The following is a 13,401-nucleotide window of genomic DNA, read 5'->3' as shown; positions in this document are numbered from 1 at the left end:
GCTTGCGTCAGCTCACACTAGACTGTACACTTTACCGCCTTAAATCAACCACCCTTTTTTGTTCCTTGCTTCTATTGGTACGGTTGAGCCAAATCAAGAAGCTACTAACCCGTAAGGAGCGATTTTTATATGCGTCATTATGAAATCGTATTTATGGTTCACCCTGATCAGAGTGAACAAGTTAATGGTATGATTGAACGTTACACAGCATCTATCACAGAAGCTGGCGGTATTGTTCATCGTCTAGAAGACTGGGGCCGTCGTCAATTGGCTTACCCAATCAACAAACTACACAAAGCACACTATGTTCTTATGAATATTGAAGCTGGCCAGAACGTAATCGATGATTTGGAAAATGCTTTCCGTTTCAACGATTCAGTGATCCGCAACATGATCATGCGTACTAAAGCTGCTGTGACTGAAGTTTCTGTAGTGGCAAAAGCAAGAGAAGAGCGTGTTGAACGTGCTCCTCGTGCTCCACGTCCAGAAGTCAACGCAGAAGCAACAGCGACAGCTGAAGCATAAGCGACTTAGTGACTGATAACTTTTTGCGACTTTCGGGTGTAATAACTGAAAAGCCTACATTCAAGAAAAGTCCGAGCGGTTTACAACACTGTAATTTAGTGGTTGAACATCGTTCAATGCAAGAAGAGGCTGGATTGCCACGCAACGTTTTTTGTTATATGCCCGTTGCAGCTAGTGGCATACTAGCCAGTCAGTTAAAAGATAAATTATCGAAAGGGATGCAAATAAGAGTAAGTGGTTTTATCACTTATCACCAAAGCGCAAATAAGCTTGGGAAACTCGTGTTGCATGCTCAGTACATAGAACAAATTTGAGGAAATACCATGGCTCGTTACTTCCGCCGTCGTAAGTTCTGTCGTTTCACAGCTGAAAAAGTTGTTGAGATCGATTACAAAGACGTAGTTACGTTAAAAAATTACATCACTGAAAGTGGTAAAATTGTACCTAGTCGTATTACTGGCACATGTGCTAAATACCAACGTCAACTAGCGCGCGCTATCAAACGTGCACGTTACTTGTCACTTTTACCATACACAGATTTACACAAGTAAACAGGAGCTATAGATTATGGAAATTATCCTACAAGATACAGTTGCTAACCTTGGTAAACTTGGCGATAAAGTTGTTGTTAAATCAGGTTACGCACGTAACTTTCTTTTCCCACAGCAAAAAGCTGTTCCAGCAAACAAAGCAAACTTAGAAGCTTTTGAAGCACGTCGTGCTCAATTAGAAGCTAAGCAAATTGCTAACCTTGCTGCTGCACAGGCTCGTGGCGACGCATTAGCGGCATTAGAAGCGGTTGTTATCTCTTCTAAAGCTGGTGACGCTGGTAAACTATTCGGTTCAATCGGTACGCGTGATATTGCTGATGCAATCACTGCTGCTGGTGTACCTGTAGTTAAAAGTGAAGTTCGTCTTCCTGAAGGCGCACTACGTAACACTGGTTCATACGAAATTGCTGTAGCAGTACACTCTGACGTATCTACAATTGTTAACATTGAAGTTGTTGAAGCTGAGTAATTCAGTTTTGATAAACTAAGATGATAAAAATACCTGCTTTCGAGCGGGTATTTTTTTGCCTAAAATTTGTCCCCCTTTTTATTTTTCCACGCTTTAAAAACCACATAGCTGATTTGGTTTGTTTGCAGGCAACTGATGGTTTAACTTTCTGTTTTATCTACCTTAAAAACTACACTACTGATTTGGTTTGTCTGCAGGCTTTCGCTTGTTAGCGTTTATTGTAACTTTCATTGTTGGTCTTCCGCCCTGACGGCGTGTTACTTTTCTTTCAACAGCAAAAGCAAAGTAACCAAAAGAATGCCGTTCCGAGACGTTTTTTTATCTTGCTAAATAAATCCCTTTTAAACGCACCACCTCAGACATTACGTCCCTGTACTGGCTGAGGTTAGAGAAAACTAGGCCGAGCCTTCTCATGAACCTAAACTGTCGTTTAATTCGCTCCATGTTTTCTCTTGCTAAAACACTTGTTCAGCACAAGAAAAACGTACGGAAATTGCCTATCCGTATTGGCTGGGTTATTCGTAAAAAAGTATGGGCGTCCAATTTATCTGTAATTGGAGAATGCTCGTTCCTCACGCTCCGCTTGGGAATGTATAGCAGGTTGCCTTGTTTGTTCAGCTTTGATGGGGAATAGATAGCACGTTAACACCCATCTCAAATCAATAAGTGACTAAATCATCATTTAAAACTTTGATTTCGTGAGGTTAAATAGATATTGTTGTGATTATTTGGCATGAGATAGGCATCATAGATTTTCGTGCACAGTAATGCCTATAAAGCTGTTATGTTTTTTAAGGGAGTCAGTATTGATCAATAAAGAAACTTTAAGAAAAATTGTAGATAGTACTGACCATTTTTTTGGTAAGGTTTTTACCTTTACAGTTCAGTCGTTAATTGTTATTTCACTTATCACATTTTCAATAGATACCTTGCCGGATCTATCGTTAGAGATTAAAAAAATCCTCAATATTATTGAGGTGGTTACAGTTGGCATCTTTACGCTTGAATACGTACTGCGTTTTATAATATCTGAAAGGAAATTGAAATTTATATTCAGTTTCTATGGGTTAGTGGATTTGCTTGCAATCCTACCTTTTTACATTGCTTCTGGTTTTGATCTTCGTGCAATTAGGATATTTCGGCTTCTTCGTCTTGTACGGATACTAAAGTTATTTAAATATAATCAAGCAATCAACAGATTTCATCGTGCATTAGTCATAGCGAAAGAAGAATTGATTTTATTCGGTTTTGTAGCAGTAATAATGCTTTATCTGTCAGCTGTTGGTATTTATTATTGTGAGAATGCTGCACAACCAGAACAATTTAAATCAGTGTTTCATAGCCTTTGGTGGTCAGTAACAACTCTAACTACCGTAGGATATGGAGACATGTATCCTATAACTGCAGGTGGCAAGCTGTTTACTTTTTTTATCTTAACTATTGGTTTAGGTATTGTTGCAATTCCTACAGGTTTAGTTGCATCCGCTTTGTCAAAAGCACGAGAAAGTGAAATGGAACATATTTCGACACAAAAACATAACTAAGCAATTAAATCGGACGCATAACGGTTGTCAGTGTTATTTCGGAGGCTATGTGCTCTATAAATATTTACCAAAGAGATAAATTGGACACCCATACTTTTTTGCGAATAATCTAACCAATGCGGCAACGAGATTCCCCCTCCATTTTTCTTGCAATGAACAAATGCTTTAGCAAGTGAAACCCGGATGGTTTCACTAAGTCTGGCATGTACATGGATGTACATTCCGGACTGGTGCGTTAAAAAGTATTTGAGCAGTGCGAGATCAAAAAATGGCTAGGGGCGGCACTCTTTTGGTTACTTTTCTCTTGCTGTTGAGAGAAAAGTAACACGCCGTCAAGGGCGGAAGACCAACCAATAAGGTTAAACCAAACCCCAGCAGCGAAAGCATATGACAAACCAATACGACAACGACATTCCCCTTCCATTTTTCTCGCAATGAACAAATGCTTTAGCAGCAGAAATCATGGAGCGAATTGAACGACAGTTCAGGATTATGAGCGGGCTAAGCTCTGCGTGCCCTTGTTGATTTCTGTAAGTTCGGTTCTGCACATGGATGTGCTGTCCGAGCTGGTGCGTTAAAAAGCAGTTGGGCAGTGCGAGATCAAAAATGGCTAGGGGCGGCACTCTTTTGGGCGAGTTATGCGTCAGCATAGTGTCACGAGCGGGCTAAGCTCTGCGTGACCTGTTTTCTTTTGCTGTTGAGAGAGCATGATTCCCTCGAACTGCGAAACTGCGTTTCGGTTTCTCATCATCTACCCGCCGTCAAAAGCGGAGGCTTCTGGTTTAAAAGGAATCCATGTCGATGATCCAGAAAAACTTGCAGACGCCATGACAGAAATGATCAATCATCTGGGGCAAGGCGTTAATGATTCAAAAATAGATTTAGCAGGCAATAAAATGCCTAAATTAGATAAAAAATAACCAAATAAAAGTCGAGAATATACTGTGAAGATTAAGTCATTCATTACACCAAACACTGAACATAAAAAAAAATACGGCTTTAGTGAAATACTTAAATATATGGGACCTGGATTACTGGTCACCGTAGGCTTTATTGACCCTGGTAATTGGGCTTCAAATATTGCAGCAGGTTCAATGTTTGGATACGCACTTTTGTGGATGGTAACATTATCCACACTCATGCTAATCTTATTACAGCATAATGTTGCGCAGCTTGGGATTGTTACTGGCGATTGCTTAGCTGAATCTGCAATGAAAAACTTAAATATACACCTTGCTAGATTTGTTCTTTTTACAAGTATTCTTGCTGTTATATCCACTGCATTGGCTGAGATACTCGGCGGTGCAATTGCTCTGCAACTTCTTTTTAATATACCAATAATGATAGGCTCAGTGGTTATTCTCGCTATTGTGATTGTATTACTCTTTACAAACACTTATACCAAGCTTGAAAAACTGATTATTGGCTTCGTCTCTATTATTGGATTTTCTTTTCTCTATGAAATGACCATTATCGATATTGATTGGCCTACAGCATTAACAAGTTGGGTTACAGTTAGCATTCCTAATGGCTCAATGGTCATCGTAATGGCGGTACTTGGTGCGGTTGTTATGCCTCATAATCTTTTCCTACATTCAGAAATCATTCAAAGTCGGCAATGGAATAAAAAAGATGAAGAGATTATTAAAAAGCAGTTGAAGTTTGAATTTACAGATACATTTGTATCGATGATTATTGGCTGGGCAATCAATAGTGCAATGATTATACTCGCAGCAGCTACTTTTTTTGACAAGAAGATAGTCGTTACAGAATTAGAGCAGGCGCAACACCTTCTGACACCATTGCTTGGCTCACAAGCCGCCATTATTTTCGGAATCGCCTTACTGTTTGCGGGAATATCGTCAACAATTACTGCGGGTATGGCCGGTGGATCTGTTTATGCGGGCCTTTTTAAAGAACCTTATAATATTAAAGATATACATACAAAAGTCGGCGTAGCAGGGATATTAATAATATCGACATTGATAATATTTTTAATTTCAAACCCATTTAAAGGTCTGATCATTTCTCAAATGGTATTAAGTATCCAATTACCAATTACTGTTTTTCTGCAAATTTATTTAACCTCATCGCAAAAGGTAATGGGCAAATATAAAAATTCTAAATTGACTAACTTCTTATTATTCTCGATTGCTTTAATTTTAACTATTTTGAATATTATGTTATTTGCGAGTTTTTTATAAAACAGGCAGATGCTTAAGAAGGACTTCGTCAACAGCATTATAATAAGCCCACCAGCAAAGAAATTATCAAACAAAATGCGTCAAGGGCAAGTGAAACCGTGGAGCGACAAATTTTTCAGGAAAAAATTTGAACGTTGGAATTTACGACAACGACCTGAAAGGCGTCGAGCAGGACGTCCGAAGTCATTTACGCAGTTCAGGCTCATGAGCGGTAAACTCGGCGTGCCCTTTGGTTTCACTAAGTCTGGCATGCACAGGGATGTGCATACCGGACTGGTGCGTTAAAAAGCGCTTGGGCAGTGCAAGAAAAAAAATGGCCAGGCGAATTGAGCGGCAGCTCATGATTATGAGCGGGACAGGCTCTGACTGTTCCTGAATACGGCACTGTGGGTTATGCGGCAGCATAGTGTCACGAGCGGGCTAAGCTCTGCGTGACCTGTTTTCTTTTAAGCATTCCCACGCAGAGCGTGAGGAACGAGGAAAATACAGCAAACGCAATCCCCTTGCTATGCATTCCCATGCGAAGCGTGAGGAACGAGGAACCTCTAAGCACCAAACCAATGCAGCAGCGAAGGTATATGACAAACCAATCCGGCTAGACAATCCCTTTACAATTTTGCAGTCGATAGACTGAAAAAATGATATTCTTGCTAGTTACCTCGAATAAAACAATATCCATCTCAATAAAAGGCAACCCATGGCTGATTACATAAGCAGTGAATTAACAAATGATGATAAAAATTCATGGTCTACGCCTGAGTGGTTATTCGCAGCCGTTAATAACGAATTTGATTTTAAAGTAGATATAGCCGCAAACAATAAAAACACAAAATGTAATTCATATATTGATATCGAACAAAATGCCTTAATCATGAATAACTGGGCTGATGCAACTCCTCTATTGGAGACACTCGCTTTTAAAGCCGTTTGGATTAATCCTCCTTATTCCAGAGGCATGATTAAGCTTTTTATGGACAAAGCCTATCAACAGTGCAGACAAAATAAAATAACCGTTGTCCTAGTCGTGCCCTCTACAGCGGATGCAAGATGGTGGCCAGAAAATGCCACAGAAATACGTTTTATTACTCAAGGCCGTATCTCATTCCAACACCCAATAACTAAAAAAGTGATTAATGGTAATACTAAAGGTAGCGCGCTTATTATTTTTAAATATGCTGATTTAGATAAGCCGACAGTCACTCGTTATATAAAAAGAGAAGCATTAAAAGAAATGGGTCAAAATATTATTGCTGCTAATCCAGCACCTATATCATCTGCGTTTTAATCTTAAAAATAAGACTATCCAGCTAAAACACAACGGGGAAATGTGACCAATTGAGCAAAAAAACCCCACGGTTAAGTGAGGTTCAATAACAATAAACGGCTTTAAGCCTACCTTTCCAGGGCCTTTAATTTACAACCTTTCCGGTTCGACCTTTTTGCTGGTGTTTAATGCGCTAAAATCATTCGGGTTTATCGGGTGGATCTCACTCCATTCAGGCAAGACCGGTACATTTGCATCAGGCATCAAGTTAACGCCGTCTTCATCCTGACCCACTTGAAGAGCTCGGATTGATTGATATTTACGCTTGCTAAGCGCTCCCATGCTTTCATCATCACGAAGAATCGTCGCACGCAAAAAGACCATCAGGTTACTTTTTTCGGTACTGCTGATAGTGGATCTAAAAAACCAGCCAATCAACGGAAGGTCTCCTAAAAACGGCACCTTCTCTACGGTTTCATTCAATTCTTCAGAAATTAAACCACCCAGAATAATTGTTGCTCCGGATTTTGCCATAACAGTTGTTTTTATCGCACGGGTCGCAAAAATAATATCTACGCTAGTAGACCCTTGAATACTCGAAACTTCCTGCTCAATAAGCAGTTTTATGGTGTCACCTTTATTGATTTGCGGTGTTACTTTTAATTTAATACCCACTTCTTCACGTTCAACCGTTGAGAAAGTATCATTACTATCGACCCCTGAAGTAGTGCCTGTTATAACCGGTACTTCATCACCAACAATAAAACTCGCTTCTTGATTATCAAGCGTTGTAATACTGGGAGTGGAGAGAATATTTGCCGTCGTTAAAGTACTTACCGCTTGTATGATAACGGCAAAGCTATCGCTATAAACACCAAATATCCCACCGGAAATTTCAGAGAGAGCAGTAGCCGCGTCATCAAAATCATCATCATACTCAATGCCATAATAAGCAGCAGCAAGCTCACCGGTACTAACACCATTATCATTAAATTGCGTCCCTCCAACCGGTGAACCAAACTGCGTATTTAAATTCACACCATCATCTTCAGATACCTCAACAATAATGGCTTCAACTAGCACTTGTGCCTGGCGAATATCAAGTTGAGAGATAATGCTGCTTAAAGAGGCCATCATTTCCGGCTCTGCAGAAATAATAATAGAATTAGTGCCGGTATGATATTGAATGCTCAAATTAGACGCCATTGAAGTTGAACTACTTTGTTGTGAATTTTGGGAACTTTGGGAACTTTGGGAGTTTTGAGAACGTTGTGAATTTTGAGAATCCTGAGAATTATTTGCGTCATCACTTTCATTATTAGAGGAGTTAGAAATGGAACCACTGAGCCCGTTTAATACGCTCACCACTTCGCTGGCCGTTGCATATTGCAGGTAAAAAACACGCGTATTAACGCTATTATGTTTCATCTTACTGTCCAGTGATTTCACCAGCTTAATAGCTTGCGCCCTTGCTTTAGCTTCACCTGCTATGATCACCGAGTTGGTTCGCTCATCGGCAACCAAATGAGGTTTAAAAATGTCGGAAATACCCGATTCTGTTTTTTGAATAGATTCCACAAGATCAATCATTTCCGATGCATTAGAAAATTTAAGCGGAATGATATCAACATTTTGATCGCCTGCTTTATCAACACGTTTAATAATCTCAACCAATCCGTTAATAACCACAGCACGTCCGGTCAGCATGATCATATTAGAGGGATCGTAATAGACGACGTTACCACCACCTGCACGGTCATTGAGTTTACGTAATAACGGTGCTAATTCTTTGCCGGATACGTTAGTGAGGGGCACCACTCGAGTGATCATTTCATCGCTAACAAACTTCGAATCACCATCAACCACAGGCGCCCCGGAATTTGTGGCGTCTTTTGATGTAATCACCTTAATAATTCCATTATCCATTTCGATAACAGCAAAACCATAGACTTCTAATACGTTTAAGAAAAACTGGTAATATTGCTTTTCATTTAACTGATCATAACTGCGCACCGTGATCTTACCGCGCACGTTAGGAGCCAAAATAATTGTTTTATGTAAGTTTTTACCAATAATATTAATAAATTCATCAATATCTGCATTTTGAAAACTAGCTGAATAGCCGGTTGCAAATACACGCTCTGCATTGCTCCCGTAAAGCATTAAAGCAAACAAACTTAAACTCAAGACCCTTGTTAACTTGTGCTTTATTCCTAAAAATATCATTGTTTGTAAAACTCCATTTTTTTCTTTAATTTTTATTAAACATAGCACTGCGTAATTTGACTACTGCACTGTTCTTTTGGGTTATTGGTAGACCTGTAATGTAAGTGAGATAACAGCTAGAAGTAGTATTTAGAATAACATCTTGATTAAATTACGAAATTCCAATAAAAGACATTACACTTGGAAAAAAGTTCCATAATAAGAAGAGGATGGTAGTAACCACTACGTTTTGCAAATATCAACTTTAATAATTTAATTAATCCGGCTTAAGATAACCAAAAATTGTGCAACAAAGACGCATGAAATGTGCAAATACAAAGGAAGATCAAAATTAAAGGCGATACTGTTTTTTGTACATATTCAGTAGCAAATACCTCCCTAGAAAGTCACTGAACAACAGACAAAAAAAAGCCTCAGGATTAAGTGAGGCTGATATGAAAATGGCACAAATCGGCTATACCAAACAACTAACGCACAACTTAACTGGATAAGTGTTCCCACGCAGAGCGTGAGGAACAAGAAACCTCTAACCACCAAACCAATGCGGCGACGAGCGACCCCTTCCATTTTTCTTGCAATGAACAAACGCTTTAGCAAGTGAAACCCGGACGGTTTCACTAGGTCTGGCATGCACAGGGATGTGCATTCCGGACTGGTGCGTTAAAAAGCGGTTGGGCAGTGCGAGATCAAAAAATGGCTAGGGGCGGCACTCTTTTGGTTACTTTTCTCTTGCTGTTGAGAGAAAAGTAACCCGCAGTCAAAAGCGGAATACCAGCAAATAATGTTAAACCAAGCGCTTACAAGCGAAGGCTAACAAACAAGCCAAATCGATTAGACCAAACAACTGGCACACAGCCTAACCGGATATAAACTCCCACGCGGAACGTAAAGAACAACAGACAAAAAAAGCCCCGTAAAAACGAGGCTCTTATTTTGAATTTAACTAATAGCGGACAGCTAATGACTGAAAGCTATCTTCACAATTATTTTGCCTGTGGACGCATATGCGGGAACAACAATACGTCACGGATGGTATGGCTGTCGGTAAACAACATCACCAGACGGTCGATACCGATACCTTCACCCGCTGTTGGTGGCAAACCGTGCTCAAGTGCGGTGATGTAATCCGCATCGTAGAACATTGCTTCATCATCACCGGATTCTTTCTGAGCAACCTGATCCATGAAACGCTCGGCCTGATCTTGAGAATCATTAAGCTCAGAGAAACCATTCGCAAGCTCACGTCCACCGACAAAAAACTCAAAACGGTCGGTCACACTCGGATCTTGATCATTTCTACGAGCAAGGGGTGAAACTTCAGCCGGGTAGGCGGTTATAAAGGTCGGTTGAATCAGTTTGTGCTCCGTTGTTTCCTCAAAAATTTCGGTTAACACTTTGCCTTCACCCCAGCCACTTTTGATATTCACGTTTAAACGTTCGGCTAAGGCCGTAAGGCTTGCCATGCTTTCCAGTTCGAAGGCTTCAATGCCTTCATTGTATGCCAGCACCGATTCTTTCATGGTCACACGAATAAAAGGAGCGCCAAAGTTAAACTCTTGATCGCCGTATTTTACCATGCTTGAACCTAATACATTTTCCGCAATACTGCGTAACATATCTTCAGTCAGGTTCATCAGATCGATGTAATCCGCATAGGCTTGATAAAATTCGATCATCGTAAATTCAGGGTTATGACGGGTTGAAAGTCCTTCGTTACGGAAACTACGGTTAATTTCAAATACTCGTTCAAAACCACCCACTACTAAACGTTTCAGATTGAGTTCAGGGGCAATACGCAGATACATTTGTAAAGAGAGTGCATTATGGTAAGTTTCAAAGGGTTTTGCCGCCGCGCCGCCGGGAATCGCTTGCAGCATTGGCGTTTCTACTTCCATAAAGTCACGATCATTTAAGTACTGACGGATAGCATTAACGATTTTATTACGTAACAGAAATGTCTTACGCGAGCTTTCATTGGCAATCAGGTCCAAGTAGCGCTGACGGTAACAGGCTTCAGTATCAGAAAGACCATGGAATTTATCGGGTAACGGACGCAGCGCTTTAGTTAGAATGCGGATTTCGAAGACTTTGATGCTTAACTCATTAGTTTGCGTTTTAAATAAAACCCCTTTTGCACCAACGATATCGCCTAAATCCCATTTTTTAAATTCAGTATTATAGAAACTTTCAGGGAGTTTATCACGGGTAACATAAAGTTGAATACGACCGCCCATATCCTGAATAGTCGCAAAACTTGCTTTGCCCATAATACGGCGCATCATCATACGACCGGCAATACTGACTTCAACCGCCAGCTCTTCAAGCTCTTCTTTGGTTTTATCATCAAAGCGAGCATGTAAATCATCGGAAATATTTTCACGACGGAAGTCATTCGGAAATGCTTGTCCCTTGTCGCGCATTGCATCTAATTTGGCCAGACGTTGTGCCATGATTTCATTTAACTCTTGATGCGGTGCTTCTGTTTTATTCTGCTCTGACATGATAGTTCCTATTATGTTCTACTGTTAATTTGGTTTGTTAATCTGATTCTCGACCCCACGTTCTGGGTTGGATGCATAAAAAGCTGGAGAGCTTCGAGCAATGATCTTCGAGCTAGCGGCTCGCAACTCAAAGCTACAGTCCTGACTTCAAACTGGCTTCTATAAATTTATCCAGGCCACCGTCCAATACCGCTTGGGTATTACGACTCTCTATACCGGTTCTTAAATCTTTGATACGCGCATCATCTAAAACATATGAACGTATTTGACTGCCCCAACCAATATCTGACTTACTGTCTTCACTTATTTGTTTTTCGGCATTTTGCTTTTGTAATTCATGTTCATACAATTTAGCTTTTAACTGCTTCATTGCCTGATCTTTATTCTTATGTTGGGAGCGGTCATTCTGACACTGCACTACAAGATTGGTGGGAACGTGAGTGATACGCACCGCTGATTCGGTCGTATTGACGTGTTGACCACCCGCGCCTGAGGCACGGTACACATCAATGCGCAAATCCGCAGGGTTAATCTGAATATCAATATTATCTTCAATCTCAGGGTAGATAAAGGCGGATGCAAATGAGGTATGACGGCGCCCCGATGAATCAAAGGGTGATTTTCGGACTAAACGGTGAACACCCGTTTCGGTGCGTAACCAACCAAAAGCATATTCGCCCGTAAAACGAATGGTTGCACCTTTAATACCGGCAACATCACCCGCAGAGACTTCCATCAACTCGGTCTTATAACCATGTGCTTCTCCCCAACGCAGATACATACGCAGGAGCATATTTGCCCAGTCCTGAGCTTCGGTTCCGCCGGAGCCCGATTGAATGTCTAAATAACAGGAACAAGCATCGTGATTACCGGAGAACATACGGCGAAACTCTAACACTTCTAATTTTTTTTGCAGTTCATTGACATCTTTTTCGGCTTCATCAAAACTGTCCTGATCATCGTCTTCAATGGCCATATCAATCAGCATTAGAATATCTTCAGTTCCCGCGCTTAACGCGTCAATGGTTTCAACAACCAACTCCAGGGCACTGCGCTCTTTACCTAATGCCTGAGCGCGTTCCGGTTCATTCCATACATCTGGTGATTCTAATTCACGGCTAACTTCTTCTAAACGCTCTGCTTTGGCGTCATAGTCAAAGATACCCCCTGAGCACTTGTGCACGCTCAGTAAGATCTTTTACTTTATTTACAATAGGATTTACTTCGAACATCAAAAATCTCAATTTGTCTAATGATAAAAATGAGTCGAATTTTAACCAATATCAGCACAAATAAATAGAGTAGAGCAAAAATAAATATTCTTTGAAACCCGGCTAGAAAAGTTGCGCCACTGGGTTTCAACGGATGCAGGAAGGTTTTTATGCTTGTTTATTTTGCATCACGCGGAGCATTTGAATGATTGCTGACAAAAAGCCGTGAGCCTTCTTTTTTGCAGCAAAAGTTGCGCTCCATGGTATTTTTAAATAAACAAAGCCATCTTTGCTAAAAATTCAGCCATCAATAGCGCTTATATAAGCTGCCCACCTGCCCTTTTTAGCTAATCTTTTGCCATACTTCTAAAAAAAACAATTAAGTTAATTTTTTTGTATTTAATTGATGCAATTATCCCCTATTAAAGTAAAGTTAAACATCACGTATGCGGATCATGAATCGTGGTCACATATAATAAATGTTCACCCTCACCCGATACAGGTGGGAAGTGACGCAATTTACCAATTGTATAAAGGAGAAATTTATGGAGATGTTATCCGGCGCCGAAATGGTTGTCCGATCGCTACAAGACGAAGGTATTGAACATATTTTCGGTTACCCTGGCGGCAGCGTATTAGATATCTACGATGCGATTTTTCAATCTGATAAAATTGAACATTATTTAGTACGCCATGAGCAAGCTGCTGTACATATGGCAGATGCATACTCACGAGCAACCGGTAAAGTGGGTTGTGTACTAGTAACAGCTGGCCCTGGCGCAACAAACTGTATTACAGGTATTGTAACAGCTTACATGGACTCTATTCCATTAGTTGTGTTATCTGGTCAAGTACCAACCAATTGGATCGGCGATGATGCTTTCCAGGAAGCAGATATGATCGGCA

At 40.4% G+C, this 13,401-nt stretch carries 12 protein-coding genes; 9 read left to right on the top strand and 3 right to left on the bottom strand.

Annotated elements, in window-relative coordinates:
* The first annotated feature begins 129 nt into the window (after positions 1-129).
* The 8 genes from rpsF to ACJAZP_RS08425 all read left to right on the top strand — a co-directional run bounded on the left by rpsF (position 130) and on the right by ACJAZP_RS08425 (position 6,578).
* A complete protein-coding gene (gene rpsF / locus ACJAZP_RS08460) occupies positions 130-525 on the top strand; it encodes a 30S ribosomal protein S6 (RefSeq protein ID WP_415230309.1) in 396 nt (131 codons plus the stop codon).
* Positions 526-533: 8 nt separating this feature from the next.
* Positions 534-839, top strand: a complete 306-nt coding sequence (priB, locus tag ACJAZP_RS08455; protein ID WP_415230308.1) for a primosomal replication protein N — start codon at positions 534-536, stop codon at positions 837-839.
* Positions 840-848: 9 nt separating this feature from the next.
* Entirely contained in the window at positions 849-1,076 is a 228-nt protein-coding gene (gene rpsR, locus ACJAZP_RS08450) for a 30S ribosomal protein S18 (RefSeq protein ID WP_028869180.1), read from the top strand.
* Between the two features lie 16 nt (positions 1,077-1,092).
* Positions 1,093-1,545 carry a 50S ribosomal protein L9 gene (rplI, locus tag ACJAZP_RS08445; protein WP_415230307.1) on the top strand — a complete coding sequence of 151 codons (453 nt, stop codon included), beginning with the start codon at positions 1,093-1,095 and terminating at the stop codon, positions 1,543-1,545.
* Positions 1,546-2,351: 806 nt separating this feature from the next.
* On the top strand, positions 2,352-3,089 hold the full coding sequence (locus ACJAZP_RS08440; protein ID WP_415230306.1) for an ion transporter: 738 nt from the start codon (positions 2,352-2,354) through the stop codon (positions 3,087-3,089).
* Between the two features lie 707 nt (positions 3,090-3,796).
* Positions 3,797-4,009, top strand: coding sequence for a hypothetical protein (locus tag ACJAZP_RS08435; protein WP_415230305.1), 213 nt, complete (start codon positions 3,797-3,799; stop codon positions 4,007-4,009).
* A 24-nt stretch (positions 4,010-4,033) separates the two neighbouring features.
* On the top strand, positions 4,034-5,293 hold the full coding sequence (locus ACJAZP_RS08430; RefSeq protein ID WP_415230304.1) for an Nramp family divalent metal transporter: 1,260 nt from the start codon (positions 4,034-4,036) through the stop codon (positions 5,291-5,293).
* A 697-nt stretch (positions 5,294-5,990) separates the two neighbouring features.
* Positions 5,991-6,578: a phage N-6-adenine-methyltransferase gene (locus tag ACJAZP_RS08425; protein ID WP_415230303.1), complete on the top strand. Its 588-nt coding sequence runs from the start codon at positions 5,991-5,993 to the stop codon at positions 6,576-6,578.
* A gap of 129 nt (positions 6,579-6,707) precedes the next feature.
* On the opposite strand, the gene gspD is transcribed toward ACJAZP_RS08425, so the two are convergent.
* The 3 genes from gspD to prfB form a co-directional block, all read right to left on the bottom strand.
* Positions 6,708-8,783 carry a type II secretion system secretin GspD gene (gspD, locus tag ACJAZP_RS08420; protein ID WP_415230302.1) on the bottom strand — a complete coding sequence of 692 codons (2,076 nt, stop codon included), beginning with the start codon at positions 8,781-8,783 and terminating at the stop codon, positions 6,708-6,710.
* A 983-nt stretch (positions 8,784-9,766) separates the two neighbouring features.
* Complete coding sequence (gene lysS / locus ACJAZP_RS08415) at positions 9,767-11,284, bottom strand: lysine--tRNA ligase (protein ID WP_415230301.1); 1,518 nt, start codon at positions 11,282-11,284, stop codon at positions 9,767-9,769.
* Between the two features lie 133 nt (positions 11,285-11,417).
* Positions 11,418-12,516 (bottom strand): peptide chain release factor 2 gene (gene prfB, locus ACJAZP_RS08410; protein ID WP_415230300.1). Its coding sequence is split into 2 segments (ribosomal slippage): positions 11,418-12,440 and positions 12,442-12,516, totalling 1,098 coding nucleotides; the frame shifts between segments, so codons are not numbered across the junction.
* 524 nt (positions 12,517-13,040) lie between these two features.
* Between prfB and ACJAZP_RS08405 the strand changes: the two genes are divergently transcribed.
* A partial coding sequence (locus tag ACJAZP_RS08405) for a thiamine pyrophosphate-binding protein (RefSeq protein ID WP_415230299.1) occupies positions 13,041-13,401 on the top strand: 361 nt, incomplete at its 3' end.

Origin of the sequence: Psychromonas sp., from assembly GCF_047632955.1 — a bacterium.
Lineage (GTDB): Bacteria > Pseudomonadota > Gammaproteobacteria > Enterobacterales > Psychromonadaceae > Psychromonas.
Note: the sequence above shows the minus strand (reverse complement) of the source record. Positions and strands in the feature narration are given on the sequence as shown.